The sequence below is a fragment of the Williamsoniiplasma luminosum genome (genome assembly GCF_002803985.1).
Taxonomy (GTDB): domain Bacteria; phylum Bacillota_I; class Bacilli_A; order Mycoplasmatales; family Mycoplasmataceae; genus Williamsoniiplasma; species Williamsoniiplasma luminosum.
Genome location: NZ_CP024963.1, coordinates 78080 through 97238, shown reverse-complemented (window position 1 = coordinate 97238; position 19159 = coordinate 78080). Strand labels below are relative to the sequence as shown.

Here is a 19159-nt window from a genome sequence, read left to right as displayed (position 1 = left end):
AATTTTTGGGAAAGAGAAAGGATGCTTTAAATGAAAAAATTATTAAGTCTATTAGCCGCTGTTTCATTAAGTGTTCCCACTACTTTGCTTGTTGTTAGTTGTGGGATTAAAATTATCAGTTTAAGTGAATTAGAAACCAATATCGGTGCAATCGATGGCTTGGATAAGCGCTATATTATTGAAGGAATTCGAAAAGCAAATTCAGGTTATACAATAAGCGCAAACGATCTAGAAATTGATTTTGATACATTACAAACTGAGGATGGTGAACCAAGAACCGGATCGGTTGATGTTCGAGGACAAGGAAGATATCACGGTTCTTTAACGGTTCACTTTACACTTAATAAAGCAAATTTAGAAGATTTAAAAAACCTAGTTGAAAAAGCAGAAAAAGACCGCGCACAAGGTTCTAAACTTGATGATGCTTGATTTACTTTTAACCAAGAAATTGGATTTGCAAAAGGAGTTATTGGAGTTGATCCTTTAGCTCATAAACAAACTGAAATTGATGCTGCTTATTATAGATTACAAATGGCAATTATTGATTTTGATGAGGCTGGGACTAAAAAAGTGAATCCATGAATGTTGGAAGCAAATATTGAATCTGCAAAAACAGCAGCTAAAAATGACAGAAAAGGCTTAGGGCCAAAATGAATATTGGAAGAAAAAATTTCTTTTGCTGAATCCATTCGAGATAAAGCAGCGAATGAAATTTGAGAGATTGATAAACAAGATGAAGTTGATAAAGTTGCAGATGATTTATGGAGTGAAGTATTCACATTTATCATGTCACCAAATGTAGAAACTCTTCCCCCAGGAATTGAACCTCCTCAACCAGATCAAAACACTCTAAAATTAAGCAACAGAACACAAGCAGACGCTTTAGAAAACGAACACCAACAATCAAGTGAACAATTAGTTTTAGAAGGAGAAAATATGTCAATAAAGACTAGTGATGTAGATAATTCTTATAAAACACCACAACAAGACTTAGAAGCCTTGTTAAAACAAGCAAATGCTCTTGGACAAAATGATAAAGCTTTTGATGAATATTTAAAATTAAGAAGAGCCATCGGACTTGCTGAAGGAATTTTAAGTGTTTATGAAAATGAAACAGAAAATGAAGGTGTATTAAGTCAAGCGATTGCAGATTTGCAATCTGCAATCAACACATTTACTGGAAGTAAAGATTTAAAAGCAGACAAAGCAACTGATAAATTAATAAAAAAAATAGAAGTTGCTCAAGCAGCTTTTGATGATGGACATTCTAAACCAACTAATGTAAAAAATGAATTAAAAGTAGCATTAGATAAAGCAAATGGGATAGCCAATCCAGTTTTAGGAATTAGTCAAAAACATAAAGTTCATCAAGCAATTAATGATTTACAGTTAGCATTGATTAAATTCCATGCAGCTGATAATAATTCAGCAAACTATGCTGAATTGGTTAAAACAATCAGTGAAGCCACAACCTTACTTGCAAAAGAAAAAGACAACAAAATTCAATCAGCTGTTGCGATGTTAGAATATGGAATCGCAACAGCACAACAAATTCTTGGTCAAAACTTAACAAGTGATCAACAAAACCAAGTGGATAAAGCAAATAATAGACTAAAAACTGCAATTGAAGAATTTAAAAAAGCAGAAAATAATAAAAAAGAGATTAAAGAATTAATTAAGGTTACTGATTTAGATAAGTTGGAAAACAGTGCGCTAGACACTATCAAAGGTGCGATTATTTCTAAAAACCCAGGTGCTACAGAGAATGATTTTGAAATTGATCCAAATACAATAACAAATAATAAGGCTACAATCAAAGGAATTGGCGATTATAAAGGAACAGTTGAAGTAACATTTTTATTTGAAATAAAACCCATTTCTACCATTGAAATCAAATTACAACAAATAGTAGATTCAAAATTAGATGGATTATGAGATCGTCGTCAATTAGAAGAAACGATTGTTAAGGCTAATTTGGATATTCAAGGGGGGATAAGTGTAACTCCTGAAGGTTGGCAACTAAATCAAGAATTACAGGTACTTAAAATCACAATTAAAGGTAATGCCAAAGAAGGGGCAAATAACTATAGATATAACGGAGAAGTAGTCCTATATCAAGTTGGACGTAATGCAGACAAAAGATTCACAATTTATGTTGATCATAATGATGGGTCAATCAAATCAAATTATGGTTCAGCTCCAAATGGGACCAAGCAAATTATTAATATTGGTTTCACAACTTCTTTAATTGGAGAACAAATATTTTATCGTGCCTTTCGTGCACCTGAATCAATTTTAAAAGTGCCGAATCAGATTCCACCAACTATTCAAATTTTCGATTCAATGTTTTACGGTGCAAGCGCCTTTAACCAAGACATTTCTATGTGAAACACTCAAAACATTACAAGTATGACAGGAATGTTTGCATTTGCATCATCATTTAACCAAGATATTTCAAGTTGAGATACCTCAAATGTAACTAGTATGCAAGCTATGTTTTTTTATGCATCTGGATTCAACAAAAATATTTCAAGTTGAAATACCTCAAATGTAACTAATATGGATAACATGTTTAATAGTGCCCTATCATTCAATCAAAATTTAAGTGGGTGAAATGTTTCAAATGTTAAAACTCACAATTCATTTGACAACAACACTCCAATTTGAGAACCCAAAAACAAACCAAAATTCACAAATTAAATTATCTTAAAACATCAACGCTTAATTTTAAAATTTAATAATTGATACACTAGCTTTTGCTAGTGTATTTTCATTTTGTTGTTCTTTACTAGGAAGATCATTTCCTATTTTAGATTAAATTATGTTGAGTATATTTTGCATAAAATTATTCATTTAAATGTGATCTTTTAATTAAATCTTTAATAAAAATCAAAAACTGAAAAGTGATATTTTTTTAGATTTTAATGTTAGTTTATTTACTAGACTATAAATTTACATTTAAAGTGCTCCTTTAGAAAAATATGTATTTCCACCATTTTTTCACCCATAAAAGGTAAAAAAATGGTAATTTTTGTGTTTTTACTCTTTTATTTTGAGTTTCATATGTGTATACTTGATTTATTGGCTTTTTTAGCCTTTGAAAGGAAACTATTATATAATGAAAAAATTATTAAGTATATTAGGAACTCTTGGACTAGTTTCAACCAGTGCAACAGCTGTTGTTTCTTTTACAGAAATAACAAAAGATAATAACTCAGAAGTAGAAACTGAAAACGGGATTCAAAAAGAATTAAATGCTTTAATCGAGGAAGCTAAAGAATTAGTTAAACAACCAAATAAAGGAGTTGAAGCATACCAAGCATTACACAATGCAATTGGAGCAGCTAACGGGACTCTTGATATTTATAAAAATGAAGATGATCATATTGGTGTTTTAGCAATTGCTAAAACAACATTACAAGATGCAATTAATGTATTTGAAAATATAAAAGCAAAAAATGCTGATAAAAAACTATTAGATGAAAGAATTAAAGATGCAAAAGAACATCTTGCAAAACCAACTAATAATAATAAACTTGACCAAGCCAAAACAGATTTTGAAGAAGCAATTGAAGATGCAAATAATATTTTCAAAGCTACACATATGTTAAGTGAACAAAAAGAAGTTGATAATGCTGTATTGGTATTACAAAAAGCTATGGTTGACTTTTTAAAAGCAACTAATGAAAGAGCAGATTATAAAGAATTAGACGCTGCAATTATTAAAGCTACTAATTCTCACAAAGATAAAAACAAAGATAAAAACGATGCAGCAAATAAAAGCATATTAGAAGCAATTAAAACAGCTGAAGCTGTTGTTCGTGAGAACCACACAACAGGTAAACAAGACATTGTAAACAAAGCAACTCAAGCATTGCTAGATGCAATTGCAAAATATGAAAAAGCAGGATTACCACCGCTTAATCCTGAAAATGAAGAAGGTGTTGATTTAAAAGCATTAATTGCAAAAATTAAAGAAGCTAACAATGTTGCTAATGCTGATGCAGTTGTTCCAAATCACAAAACTGAAGCAAATCGTATTATCTTCCAAACAGCAATTGGACATGCACAAGGAATTGTTGATGGTAAACCAGTTAAAGGTCAAGAAGAAGCAATTAAAGCTGAAACTAACAAATTAGATGCTGCAATTAAAGCATTTACAGGTTCAGATAATGCTAAAGCAAATATTGATATGTTAAAAGCAAACATCACTGCTGCCAAAGCAATTAAAGATACAAATAAAACACCTAAAGCAATTAAGACTTTTAATGATGCAATTGCAGCAGCTGAAAAAGTATTAGGATCAGAGACAGAAGTTAACAAACAACCAGATATTGATAAACAAGTTGAAGTTAATACTGCAGCTAATGCTATGTGAAAAGCAACTGTTGATTTCTTAAGTTCAGTAGAAAGAACTGATATTAGACATGAAATTGCTAATAATACTTTATTGAGTGCTCCTTTAGAAAATATTGAAGAAGCAACTATTAAAGCACAATTAGAAAAAGATTTTAAAGAGTTTGCTTCATACACAATCGGAAATGCTGAACAAACAACAAAAGGTGAAAAATATCATGTTGTTCTTACAGGAACTGGTGACTACTCAGACACAACAATTGTAAAATTTGTATTAAAAATCGATTATATTAAAGATCAACTTACAAAAATCGTAAATGACAAGAAAGATCAACTTTGAACAGTTTCTGACTTACAAGCTGCAATTAATGATGCTGGATTAGATCGTACAAATGGGTTAATAGTAAAAGAAATGCCAAACGACGGAACAGTTGAAGGTAAAAATTTCAGAATTAGTGCAAATAAAAGTTTTGATTACAGTTCATTTAGTGGGGATCTAATAATATCTCAAAAATTAGAAAAATAGTTCTAACAACAACAATTGTTAGAACTACATAGCTTAAATGCTAATTAAAATAATGGTAATAAATGGCGTTTAATGCCTTTATTCATGGAAAGATATCAACTCATGTTCGTTTGTGAACTAACATGAGTTGAATTTTTCTTAAAACTAAGGACTTTAATTCTTTGAACACTCAGTCAGTGTTGAAAATTGTTTAATTAAAGACTCAATCAATAACAAGAAAATAAGAAACAAAAAATAAAATTTTTTGGGAAAGAAAAGAAATATAAATGAAAAAATTATTAACTATATTTGCAAGTGTGTTTTTAGTTGTTCCAACCACTTTGCTTGTTGTTAGTTGTGGAACTCAATTAATCTCAATTAGTAATTTTCAAACTGATCTAGGTGCCATTAATCAATTGAATAAAGAAGCAATTATTAAAGCATTTCAGAAGGTAAATCCAAATTACAAAATGAGTAGTGCTGATATAGATGTTAATTTTGATTCATTAGAATTCGAAAAATCAGACAGCCCTGAGAATAGAATTTATTATGTTCAATTAGAAGGAAAAACTACATTTGTTGGGACACATATAGTTCATTTTAAACTTAACTTAGCAAATTTAGAAAAATTAAAACAATTAATTAACCAAGCAAATAATGTTAAAAAAGAGATTGTAATGAATGACGAATGATTTACATTTTCTGAACAAATCGGGTATGCCGAAGGAGTTGCTAGTGTTGCTCCAACAATTAATAAAGAAGCTGAAGTTGCAGAAACTTGTCAAAAATTAGAAGATGCAATTGATTGATTTGAAACTTGTGGTCGTAAAACAGTTGATTTATGAATGTTAAAAGAAAATATTAAAACAGCACAAGAAGTTTTAACAACAACTAAAAAAGACGATGATTGCAAAAAGACTTTACAAGAGGCCATTACTTTAGCACAATCCAAGATAGAAGAAACTAAAAACTGAAACGCTGTGGATCACCAAGATGATATAAACAAAGCTGCTAATTCATTGTGAGCAGCCATTCTTGCTTTTGTGATCAAACCAGATATTTATAATTATAATGTTCAACAATCAAATCAAAAGAATGTTGATTTGATTGTTGAAAACCAAACAAACCCTTTAAGAAAAAATGTTCCAGAAAAAACTAATCCATTAGTTTTAGAGGATGATAGTAAATCTATTAAGAGTGGTGATTTAGAAAACACAAATAATACAACAAAACAACAATTAGAAACTTTAATCAACAAAGCCAAAGATATTAAACAAAATGATAAAGGCTTTGACAAGTATGCAGAATTGAAAAAAGCTATTGGTCATGCACAAGGTGTGAGTGCTATTTATCAGAATGAATTAAATCATCCATACATTTTAGAAGATGCCCTTGAATATTTACAAGCTGCAATGAGAAAATTTGATCGTCAACAAGATATTAAAGCAATTGAAGCAACAGAAAATTTACAAACTAGAATAACTGAAGCTAATGACGCTTTAAAAAATACAAAGTATAAATCAGAAGATGCAGTTAAAAAATTAAATAATGCAGTTATAGAAGCAAGTAAAATTGTGAAGTCTAATTTGGGAATTAGCCAAGAAGATGAAGTTTTTAAAGCAATAAAAACATTACAATCAGCCATCATTAAATTCTATAGTGCTATTAATGTATTTGATCTTAAAGAATTAAATAAAACAATTGATGAAGCAAATGCTTTACCAAAAAAAGTAAATAAAACTGAAGAAGCAACAAGATGATTTAATGAAGTAATTCAACAAACAGAAGATGATGCTAAAAATTTAACATTTGAAAACCAAAATCAAATTAAAAATTATATTGACCAATTAACCAAGGCAATGGAAAGATTTGAAAGAAGTCCAAACAAAACTGATATTAAAACAGTTATTAAAAATAAGAATCTAGATCGCATTCCAAATAATGATGAAGAATCAATTAGAAAAGCAATTCTTAAAAAGAATCCAGATGCTAAGGATGCAAAATTTGATATCGAAGTTTTAAACAATAACAATGTAGAAATTACTGGAACTTGAAATCATTTTGGAACAATAAATGTCCAATACACATTAATTCAACAAATCACAGAACTTGAATATAAATTAAAAGAAATTTTAAATTCTAAAATGACAGAATTTTGAACCGATGATCAATTGCAAAAAGCAATTGATGATGCAAAATTTGATATAAAAGACGGAATTAAGGTACAAAAAGTTAATGAATGAGATACACATGGTCTTCAAAAATGAAAATTCATTGGTCAAGCACAAAGTGATAATGAATTTAATTATGCTTCATCAATTGAAATTTATTTTGTCAAAAATAGAGATACAAATTCAAAAACGATCTATTTTGACCACATTTATAACAAAATGTATTCAGTAGAACGTAGTGCTCCAAGGCATATTGAAGAAATTCTTCATATTGGTTGAGATAAAAATGGGCAAGCACATGTAATGCCTGATCATATTAAAAAAGTTCCAATTTACATTAGTCCTAAGATAACTAAACTAGATGGATTGTTTAAACATGCATTTGCAGGCAGTGTGGATCTTTCAAGATGAGATACCTCACATGTAACTAGTATGCAAGAAATGTTTTTCATGTCTGCAAATTTTGAGAGTGATCTTTCAAACTGAAACACAATCAATGTAACTAACATGAAAGAAATGTTTTATGGTGCTCAGCACTTTAATAGTGATATTTCAAAATGAAAGACTGATAATGTAACTGACATGACTGAAATGTTTAAAATAACAATGGCATTTAGACAAGATCTTTCGGGTTGAAATGTTCAAAAAGTTAAACATCATGAAAATTTTGCAATAGCTTCAGGAATTGAATCTTTCCCTGAAATACACCCAAAATGAGTAATGTAAAAAATATGGTTAGCATATCGAATTAAAAAGTCATTTTATTAATTTTAAAAAAGTAACGTTAGCAACACATGCTAACGTTTTTTAAATTCGATTTTTTTATATTGAATTATATAAAGATATTTTGTAATTATGAAAAATGTATTGGTCAAGTCTTTGGTAAATCATGGACTGCTTGGATAGAAATAATGATTTTTATATTTAAAAAACCGGTATAAACACATTAAATAGAAACTGCATTTCACTTATTAAGGATAAAAAAACTTACCCAGATAAACTTATACTGGGTCTTTAAAACATCAAAATTTACAATAAAAAGCATTATTTTTGGATAAAAATAGTAGATTTTTGGGTCTAATCTGTGGTTTTTGTCTAAAAAAGCAATAAGATAATAATTAGATAACTATATCTACGAAAGGATTTTTTTACATTATGAAAAAATTATTAAGTTTATTAGGAACTCTTGGACTAGTCTCAACAAGTGCAACAGCTGTCATTTCTTTGACGACCATTCCAAAAAGCAAAGAAGGGGAAGAAGCGCCTGAAGTAACTGCTTTAAAAAAATTAATAATAGAAGCTGAAGAATTAGTAAAAAATGAAGGTCAAGATAAAACTAATGAAGCTAATAAAAAGTTATTTAATGCAATTGGAGAAGCTAAAGGTACTTTAGAAATCTATGAAAATACAAAAGAAAATGGAGATGCCTTGAGTAATGCTACTACTACTTTAGAACAAGCCATGAATAAATTCAAAGATTCAAATAGTAATGCTTATGCAGAAATAACAAGATTGAATACACGAATTGAACAAGCTGAAAACATTATTAAAGGTTATGAAGAGCAAGGTCAAGGTGAACAAAAACCTCCCGCACCAGAAACTTCATTTAAAACAAGAAATTTAGATGAAACCCAACCAGAAACCAAACCAGCAAAGGCTGATCCTATAGAAGCGTTAAAAAAAGCACTAGAAGAAGCTAAAGATGTTTTGGGTGGTAAAGATAAACTACCTATGTCAAAACAGAACGATGTGAATTTAGCAGCAAACAACTTGCAAAACGCGATGCTCATTTATAAAGGGAATGAAAAATCAGTAGATAAATCTAAGTTAACTGCTGCATATCAAGAAGGAAACAGTTATTGGGGTTCTGATGCTGGACACAAACATAATAACATAGCAAGAGGGACATTTGAAATAGTACTGAAGGGTGCATTCCAGATCCTTATTTCATCTGAACTATCAGGTGTTGAAGGACAAAAAGTGGTTGATGGATGAACCCAAAAAGTAGAAGAAGCTTTTGTAATATTTAAAGATTCAAATAAAGAGAAGGCAAAAAATCTTCCAAATTTAAAGACATTGTTAGAAGAAGCCAAGACAATTGCTAAATTAGACAAGCACCGTTATAAAAATAAAGAGTCTCGTAAAGAGTTTGAAGAAAAAATTGCGACTGCCCAAGGAATTGTTAATGGTGAACCCTCAATCGATAGGGAAAAATTTGTCGAAGCAAAAATAAAAGAATTAGAAGCGGCTATCAAAACTTTTGAAGCGGCTGAGAATGAGCCAGCAAATATTGAAACGTTTAAAACAACAATTGAACAAGCAACAAAATTACAAAACGGCAATAAAGATAAAAAAAGACCAGGTGATATTAAAACATTCGAAGCTGCTCTTAAAAGAGCAACGGAATTTTTAGGAACAAGCCCAACTATCGATAAACAAGGTGAAGTTGAAAATGAACATGAAATTTTATGAGATGCTATGCTTCATTTTGCAGGACAAAAGAATAGATCATATATTCAACTTTATATCCCTGCTTATACCAGTCTTGGTCTATTGCCAAACAATGATAAAGATACAGTGAAAAATGCAATAATTGAAAAATTTAAAGATACACCTGTTAAAGAAGGGGATGACTATACAATTGGAGATCCTACAATAGATGATGTAGATAAAGGCGATGTAGCAAAATGATATGTCAAAATTGAAGGTATTGGTAATTATAGAAGCAATTCAATTTTAATTTTCACTTTACCTATCGGACACATTCAAAAAGAAATTGAAGACATGATTCATTCTTCAAAAGAAATTTGAAAGATTGGTCCTTTACAAAAAGCTATTGAAGATAAAAAAATAGATAGAAAAAATGCAATTGAAGTAGATACAGAATTTGAATATGCAGATATTGGGGTTAAAAGATTTTCAATTAAAGCAAATGAAAAATCTAACTATAGTAGATATAAAGGTGGATTCATTGTTGATCAAATTTTAAATAGAGAAACTCAAAGTCTAACAATGTATTTAGATATATGAGGTAACCTAAAATGAATAGATGGTGTTGCTCCTGAAGGAACTAAGGAAATTGTTAATTTAGGTTGAGATAAAACTGGTAAAGCATACAAAATGCCTTCAACTGTTCAAAAAGTTCCAAAATATGTTAGTCCAAACATAACTAACATGGATAGTATGTTTGAAGGAGCGAAAGACTTTAATCAAGATCTATCAGGCTGAGATGTTTCAAAAGTTACATCATATAAAGATTTTGACAAAGATGCAACTGCTTGAACCTTACCAAAACCAAACTTTGTACATAATATTTAATCTACTTTTAATTTAATTAGAAATTAGACAATTTATAATATTCTATAGTGTCAGCACACGCTGACACTTTTTAATTCGTTTTTTATGTTTTTGTAACTCAAAGCTATTGGTTTTGAGTAAAGCAAAAAATGTATAATTAGATAATTCAATTGGACTTAAAAGTAAAAAACCAATAAGAGAACAACATTAAGACCATATTATAATTTAATCTTTGGTAATAAAATTTCTCATTTTTGTGCCTTTTTTGTGCATTTTTGTTTAAAAAAAGTAATATATCACTAAGGAATGACAATTTATCTCTCGAAAGGAATCCTTGAAATTATGAAAAAGCTATTAAGTATATTAGGAACTTTAGGACTTGTTTCAACAAGTGCAACAGCGATTGTTTCTTTTGCTAAATTACCAAGAACTAATATTCCTGCAGTTCTTACAATAATAACTAGAGAACAATTAACTAAATTAATTGCTAATGCTAACACATTGACAAATCAAGAACAAAGCAAACCAATTGCTTCATACAAACTATTGCATGAAGCAATTGGAGAAGCTAACGGGACTTTGGATATCTATATCAATGAAACAGAAAACTTTAATGTCTTAACTGAAGCTTATGAAAGATTAACAGCGGCAATGGATCTTTTTAAGCAAACTGATGATGAATTAGTCAACATAGAAATTTTAAAAAATCGAATTGCTAATGCAAATAGTCTGCTTGAACAAAATCCGAAAAAATTACCAACAGAAAAAACAAAATTAAAAAACCTAATTACAGAAATAGAAACTGTGGCATCTAAAACTTCATTAAGAAAAGATCAAGGGTTAATCAATGAAAATGTTTTTAAATTACAAACTGCAATGCTTGGTTTTTTGAATTCAACTAATGAATTTGCAGATTATACTCAATTAAAGAATGCACTCAATAAAGCGAGTCAAGCTTTGATTGATTATCCTAAAAAAGATCTTAGAGCAGCAACGGGGTTAAATCGTGCAATTGTTGAGGGGAAAAAAGTTGTTAATAAGCAATACACAACAGCCGATCAAGACCTTGTAGAACAAGCGACAATCAGATTAAACAAAGCAATTGAAGCATACATTAATGCAGGTAAACAAAAAGCGAATGTTGACACACTACAACAATTAGTCATTGATGCTCAAAAAATTTCACAAGATTTAAAACCAAAGTCATCATGAATAGGATTACAAACAAAAATTATGCATGCTCAAGGAATTGTTGATGCTGAACCAACATTTGACCAACAAAGCAAAATTGATCAAGAAGTTCAAGACTTACAACGAATCATGAAAGATTTTAATAACATATTAAATCAAGAAGCTGATTTAACATGATTAAAAGCAAATATTAAAATGGCTAGCAAGCTGACTCAAAAAAATAAACGTGATCAAGATTGGAAACTTTTAAAAGCTGCCATTGATCAGGCTGAAAAATATATCGAGAACAAATTAACAGTAGATAAACAAGATGAAGTTGATCAAAAGACTGAGGATTTATGACAAGCAACTTTAAAGTTTATCAGTACAGCAGACCGAATTAACCTAGCAAGTGTTATCTTTTACAAAACCTCGCTTGGTGTTTTGAAAGATAACAATATACCAACTATTAAAGAAAAGTTACAAGCTCAATTTCCTAAACTTAAAGAAGGACGAGATTATATAATGGGTCAAGTTGAACTATTTAATGGCACTGGGGAATTTAGTCTTAAACTAACAGGGGTTAATGATTATCTTGCAACAACAGTTGTGACTTTTGTTTTAGATATTGAAAACCTTAGATATGAACTTGATGATCTTGTGAATACAAAAAAAGATTTTTGAACAGCTCATCAATTGCAACTAGCAATTGAAAAGAAAAATTTTGATCAAAAGAATGCATTAAGAGTAATTGAAACTAAATATAGTGAAAACCCAAAAGTTAAACGTTTTAAAGTTCAAGCATATGACAAATATGATTTCAGCAAATATAAAGGTGAATTAACTCTCTATCAAGTTTTAGATCGAGAGAATCAAGATAAAACTATTTATCTTGATAAAAATGATGACATCAAAGCAATTAATGACAGTGCTCCTGAAGGGATTGAAGAATTTATCAATATTGGTTGAGATAAAAATGGTAATGCTTATCAGTTGCCTAAAACTGTTAAGCAAGTTCCTAATTATATTAGTCCAAAAATAGAAAGCACAAAAAACTTGTTTTTAGAAGCAAAAACATTTAATGGAGATATTTCAAAATGAAATACTTCAAATATCACAAACATGATGCAAATGTTTGGCGGAGCTGAAATCTTTAATGGAGACATTTCAAACTGAAACACTTCAAATGTCACAAACATGTATCAAATGTTTGGAGGTGCTTACCGTTTTAATAATAATATTTCAAACTGAAACACTTCAAATGTTACTAATATGGGAGGAATGTTTCTATACGCCTATCGATTTAGTCAAGATCTATCTAAATGAGACGTTCAAAAAGTCACAAATAAGTTCGAATTTGACGATGGCACCCCAGCAACATGAAAACAAGAACAAAAACCAAAATTTAACTAACAATAAAAAACCTAAAAATTAAAAAATTTTTTAGAAAGATAAAAGGCATTTTGTATGAAAAAGTTATTAAGTATATTAGTGGGTATATCCTTGGTTGTTCCAACCACTTTGCTTGTGGTTAGTTGCGGACATAAAATCATCAATTTAAAAAGTTTAAAGACAAATATCGGTGGGATAGATGGATTAGACAAAAAATATATTATTGGAGGCATTAAAAAGGCCAATCCAAACTATACATTTAACCAAGATGATCTAATTATTAATTTTGATTCATTTAAACATGAAACAGATACTATTTGTTCAATTGAGGTAGATGGGCAAAACATGTTTGCCAGTTCATTTACAGTTGAATTCACACTTAATTCAGCAGACTTAAATGCTTTAGAAGCAAAAATTGAAGAGGCTGCAAAGCTAGTTGAATCTAATACATATTCAACAATGATTAACTCAGCAAAATTCACGCTTTATCAAGAAATTGGATATGGAAAAGGAATTGTTAAAACTAAACCGTTGGCTCATAAACAAGATGAAATTGGAGATGCTATTGCGAAATTAGATGCAGCAATTTTTGATTTTACAAGGGCTGACAGAGAAGTGGTTGATGTCTTTATGTTGGGTGCAAATATCAATTCTTATGGAAAAGTTAAAACTGACCGAAAGGACCCAAAAGATCCTGCCATTGAAGCAATGAAACAAGCATTCGAAGAAGCTAAAAATATTTATCAAAAAGCAAAATCTTGAGATAACAGCAAAGAACATCGAAACGCGGTAGATAAAGCAGCAGAGCATTTATGATCAACAATCTTTGGTGTGATTATGTTACCAAACGTTGACAACCAAAGACCTAATGTGGAAAATGGAAACTTAACAAGAAGTAATTTAAATGATAGAATGTTGGGTGATGTATTAGAACAAAATCAAGATAGTCAGCAATTAGCTCCAAGAGCTAATGATATTGAATTAAATGCTAATAAATTAGATGCTGTTGACAACCCAAAACTAGATACATTTGAAAATTTAATTCAGCAAGCCAATAAGATTGAACAAAAAGATAAAGGTTTTGTTCAATATGCTGAATTGAAAAAAGCGATTGGGCTTGCCGAAGGAATTGATAGTGTTTATGAAAACGAAATAGAAAACGAAGGTGTTTTATCTAAAGCAATTGACGATTTACAAAAAGCAATTAATGACTTTAATGATCCAATTAAAAACCCAGATCTAAAAGCAGTTAAGGCTTCTAAAAAATTAAATGCTTTATTAGCTGAAGCTAATCAAGTTTCAAGTTCAAAACACTTTAAACCAGAACAAGTAACAAATAATTTAACTGATGCAATCATCAAAGCTAATGATGTTGGCATTGCTGATCTTGGAATTAGTCGAGAAAAAGAAGTTTATCAAGCAATCAACAAATTACAGTTGGCAATTCTTGAGTTCTATCAAGCAGATAATAAATTTGTTGATTACAGCCGATTAGATACAACACTTGCAACAGCCAAAGGTTTACTTTTTGGTGATAAAAATAACAAACTCCATGCAGTTGTTGATCATTTAGAACGAGAAATTAAAAAAGCAGAACATATCCGCGAGCAAAATTTATTAGCAGATCAAGAAGCGCAAGTCACACAAGTGACAAAAACATTAAGTGAAGCTTATGAAGCATTTATCAAGTCAGAAAGTAATAAAGTTGATATTAAAAAAGTGATTACAACGACTAATCTAGGACGTGTAAAAAATAATCAAGAAGAAACAATTAGAAGAATAGTTATTAAGGAAAACCCAGAAATTAAATTACAAGGATTAGATATTGAAATCATTAATGAAACTAGTGCAAAAATTAAAGGGAATTATGACTATGTTGGAGAAGTTATTGTGAATTACACTATTATCCCTTCAGTTGCCAAAGTTGAAACCCCAATAGTAAAAATTTTGAATACAAAAATGACAGATCTTTGAAAGCAATCTGATTTACAAAAAGCAATTAATCAAGCAAATTTAGATGTTGAAGGTGGAATTACTGTTGAAGAAGATAAGACTTTAAATGAATCATATATTCAGCGATGAAAAGTTACCGGGAATGGAAGTGATGATAACACCTTTAAGTACGCTTCAGAAATTGATCTCTATTTTATCAAAAATAGAGACACCAATTCTAATACTATTTATTTAGATGGAAATAATAAGATTCAAGTGACTTCAACTTGGGCTCCTGAAGGAACAAAAGAAATTATTAATATTGGTTGAAATGGCAATGGATGAAGAAATACTCTGCCTGATTCTGTTGAAAAGGTGCCTAACTATATCAGTCCAAAAATAATTAGTTTGTCTCAGGCTTTAGCTTATAAACCAAAGTTTAATAGTGATATATCTAATTGAGACACATCAAATGTAGTTAATATGGAAGCATTGTTTATGGGAGCTACATCATTCAATCAAGATATTTCAAAGTGAAATACTTCAAAAGTAACTACTGTGGAAGGAATGTTTTGATCAGCCAGAGCATTTAATCAAGATCTATCCAAATGAGATGTTTCGAATGTTACAAACACTAATCTATACGATAATATGGCTGATGTTTGAAACAAAGATTTTAGACCAAAATTTAATAAATAACATATGTAAAAAGGAAGGAACACTTCCTTTTTACACGGTTAATTAAGACCCTTCACAACCATCATGATTTTTGAAAAAACTTTATTAAATTTTATTGCTTGGATTTCATTTTTGAATCTTTAAATCCTAAATGATGCTTTTGAATCTTGCAGAATCAAGAAAAGTTTTTTCAAAAAAATAACTTAGAGTTTAAACCAAGTATAATTTATATAAAGAAAAGAGAAAAAATATGAAAAAACTTTTTTTAAAAGACTTAGTAGAAACATTTAATTTTAAAATTTTGGCAGGTGAAAGCAAAATTGCTAACACAGAAATTAAAGTTTATGGTTTAAATCGTGCCGGATTAGAATTGGCTGGTTTTTTTGGTCAACCAAATGATAATTCAAAACGTTTAGTTTTACTTTCAACCAAAGAATATAACTACATGATGCAATTTGATTTAGCAATCAAAAGACAAAAATATGAAACATTAATGAAGTCTGGAATTCCAGCGATTGTGCTAACCCAAAAATTTACTGATCCTGAATTAACTAATATTGCTAAAGAACTAAATTTTCCATTGTTAATTACTGATAGTGATATTTCGACTCTAAACCTAACTAAAAAGATTTTAGAAGAGTATGACCAATATATTGCGCTCCAAGAAGAAGTTCACGCCTCATTGGTCAACATTTTTGGTAAAGGAATTTTGATTACTGGTGCATCAGGGATTGGTAAATCTGAAGCCACAATTGATATCATTAAAAAAAATCATATGTTTGTTGGAGATGACCGTATTATTTTAACGAATAAAAATAATAAAATTTATGGAAAATCGCATCCGATTTTACAAAACTTGATTGAAGTGAGAGGAATTGGAATTATTGATGTTTCATGAACCAATGGTTATCAAGCAATTATGTATGAAACAGAAATCAATATGTTAATTGAGTTAATTCCGTTTGCCCAAGATGGATGTGATGAAACTGAACGTTTAGGCAATGAATATCAAACTGTAACAATTTTAGATAAGAAAATTCCATCACTTAAAATTCCTGTCAAAGCTGGAAGAAATATTGCCAACCTAATTGAAACTGCTGTTGCTGAATTAAAAATTAAGGAAACTGGTAAAGCTCGAGATATTGTCGAAGTGATGTCAGAACGCATGAAAAGAGAATAGATGGAGGTAGTATGCTGGGAACGAGCAAAACGTATTTAGAATGATTCCAACAAAATGGCGATCCAAGTGGTGAACGTGTTTTTTTTGGTGTCATTCCAGCATATCCTGTTTTTATGTTTATCGGTGTGGCTGTCACAATCATAATTGCAGCCATCCGCTTTAAACAAAAAGGAGTTCCCTTAAGAGAACTTGAACTCGCAATTTTTATCACGATCCCATTGGGTATTCTTGGGGCATCAATTTTTGGAAAAGCGTTTATCCCACATATGGTTTGGTATAAAGCATTTTTCTTTTGAGAACCGGGAATGTCATTGTTTGGATGTTTATTACTTGGAATGAGTTCGGGATTTGGTTGGTTTTATATCCGGTCAAAAAAAACCCAAATTTCGATGTGGGTTTATGCAGATTGCATCATCCCACATATTTTAATCGGTCAAGCAATTGGGCGCTGAGGGAACTTATTTAATCATGAAATTTTAGGTGACCCAATTGCTTACGAACAATTGAGTTGATTGCCAGAAGTGATCAAAAATAAATTGTTTTATTTCCCGAATTTAACTGACTTTAATTTGGTTGGTGATTGATGAAATAACATCGATAGTTTCTCAGGTTTAAGAGACTTTTTGAATAAACCAATTCAATATCACCAACCAATATTCTTGTATGAAAGCATTGCTAATTTAGGTCTATGACTTGTCATTGTTTTTGGGGTTGATAATCTGGGACGCATTTTTTCCAAACCAAAACCTTGAGATTTACAACCAAAAGCTTATCCTGGTTGATATAATTCCCAATGCAAAAGTTTGCAAGAAAAAGATTTGATTGATGTGCAAACTCAATTGCCAATTAGATATAAAAATATTAAAATTAAAACAGAATCAGGAGAAAGTTTAGAATTAAAACTCGGATTTTTCCAAGCTTGAAATAAAGCTTATTACTGATATGTTCCTGATTCTGTTCAAAGTAAAGACATTGAAGATCGAGAAACTGAATGAAGAAATTCAGTTGATCAAGGATTAAAAAAATTAAATAAAATTAAAGTTGATCATAAAATTAAAATCAAGAAAACAAATGAAAACTATAAAAATAAAATGCGATCACTTGATAAAAACAACCCAAAATATCAACAACTTTTAAATGAAAAGAAAACAAATATTGAATCTGAATTGAATAAATATTGAAACCAAAAACAAGAGATTAAAAATGTGATCGGAACTTGATCAAGAAAAATTAAAGGTAATCCTTTAAGTCGAGAATTAGCAACTCTGCACAACCCGAATAAATATTTCGTGATTTATTCGGGTGTCTTGACTGGGTGTTATGTGGTTGGATATTTACTCATCCGAATCATTTTAGAAACCCAAAGAAGACCAGAAGAATTATTTATTCAAAATAGTTTAGTTGTAGATTTTATTATTCTTTCATTAATTTTGGTTGGAGGAATTATAATTATCTTATTGGCCCAATTTGTGGCCCCGTATAGATATAGAGAGGTACATTGATTATATGAAAAATCTTACTAATGACATGATTGATGTTTTAATTGTTGGAGCAGGTCCAGCTGGTTTAACGGCGGCAGTTTATGCTGCACGTGGGGGAGCTAAGACAGTAATTCTCGAAAAAGAGTTCCCTGGTGGGAAAATGGTAAAAACAGATTTAATTGAAAATTATCCTGGTTTTGAATCAATTCAAGGTCCTGATCTATCAAATAAAATGTATGAACAAGCTGTGAAATTAAACACAGAATTTATTTTTAATGAAGCACAACATATTAAACCAATTGATAAAATTTTTGAAGTTCATTGTCTTGATGGAACCATTCTAAAATCACGAGCAGTGATTTTAGCCACCGGAACTAAAGAAAATGAATTAGGGATTCCTGGTGAAGAAAGATTGTACGGAAAAGGTGTTTCTTATTGTGCAGTTTGTGATGGTGCCTTCCATAAAGGCAAGCCTGTCGCTGTTGTTGGTGGAGGTTATTCTGCTGTCCAAGAAGGAACTTATCTTGCTAAATTTGTCGGAAAAATTTACGTGATTGTGCGTAAAAATTATTTTAGAGTTGATAATCAAACTTTGAAAGATTTCCAAAATCTTCCAAACGTCGAAATTTTATTAGAAACTGTGACAACCAAAATTAATGGAACAGAAAAAGTTGAATCAATCACAATTAAAGATGCAAATGGTGTTGAACGCGATTTAGAAGTGAGTGCAATTTTCCCTTATATTGGGGCTAATCCTTTAACAAAAACCATTGAAGGATTACAATTAACTAATCATGAAGGTTATGTTAATCAAACAGATGAAAAATTAGAAACATCAATTCCTGGTTTATTTGCAGCTGGAGATGTGAGGGCAAAAGAATTGCGTCAAATCGCCACAGCGGTTGGAGATGGATCAATTGCCGGACAAATGGCATTAGATTTCTTATATAATATAAGAAAAAAATAAGACAATAAAATAGAAACAAGGGGGTTTTGG

General features: G+C 30.2%; 9 protein-coding genes. All 9 read left to right on the top strand.

The features are described from left to right. Positions 1–30 precede the first annotated feature (30 nt). The 9 genes from ELUMI_RS04575 (at position 31) to ELUMI_RS00390 (ending at position 19129) form a co-directional block, all read left to right on the top strand. Entirely contained in the window at positions 31–2700 is a 2670-nt protein-coding gene (locus ELUMI_RS04575; protein WP_100618521.1) for a BspA family leucine-rich repeat surface protein, read from the top strand. Between the two features lie 418 nt (positions 2701–3118). Further along, entirely contained in the window at positions 3119–4882 is a 1764-nt protein-coding gene (locus ELUMI_RS00425) for a lipoprotein (protein ID WP_025734715.1), read from the top strand. Positions 4883–5148: 266 nt separating this feature from the next. After that, positions 5149–7758: a BspA family leucine-rich repeat surface protein gene (locus ELUMI_RS00420; RefSeq protein WP_025734716.1), complete on the top strand. Its 2610-nt coding sequence runs from the start codon at positions 5149–5151 to the stop codon at positions 7756–7758. A gap of 429 nt (positions 7759–8187) precedes the next feature. Beyond that, the gene (locus ELUMI_RS00415; RefSeq protein ID WP_025734717.1) at positions 8188–10350 is read left to right on the top strand and encodes a BspA family leucine-rich repeat surface protein; all 2163 of its coding nucleotides are present in this window, start codon (positions 8188–8190) and stop codon (positions 10348–10350) included. A gap of 321 nt (positions 10351–10671) precedes the next feature. Further along, entirely contained in the window at positions 10672–12912 is a 2241-nt protein-coding gene (locus ELUMI_RS04570) for a BspA family leucine-rich repeat surface protein (RefSeq protein WP_025734718.1), read from the top strand. Positions 12913–12966: 54 nt separating this feature from the next. Next, positions 12967–15522: a BspA family leucine-rich repeat surface protein gene (locus ELUMI_RS00405; RefSeq protein WP_025734719.1), complete on the top strand. Its 2556-nt coding sequence runs from the start codon at positions 12967–12969 to the stop codon at positions 15520–15522. A 229-nt stretch (positions 15523–15751) separates the two neighbouring features. Continuing rightward, complete coding sequence (gene hprK, locus ELUMI_RS00400; RefSeq protein ID WP_025734720.1) at positions 15752–16681, top strand: HPr(Ser) kinase/phosphatase; 930 nt, start codon at positions 15752–15754, stop codon at positions 16679–16681. Between the two features lie 11 nt (positions 16682–16692). Then, positions 16693–18204 (top strand): prolipoprotein diacylglyceryl transferase, encoded by a 1512-nt coding sequence (locus ELUMI_RS00395; RefSeq protein WP_025734721.1) that lies wholly within the window; start codon positions 16693–16695, stop codon positions 18202–18204. Next, on the top strand, positions 18188–19129 hold the full coding sequence (locus tag ELUMI_RS00390; protein ID WP_025734722.1) for an NAD(P)/FAD-dependent oxidoreductase: 942 nt from the start codon (positions 18188–18190) through the stop codon (positions 19127–19129). The genes ELUMI_RS00395 and ELUMI_RS00390 overlap by 17 nt, the downstream gene beginning before the upstream one ends. Positions 19130–19159: the final 30 nt, after the last annotated feature.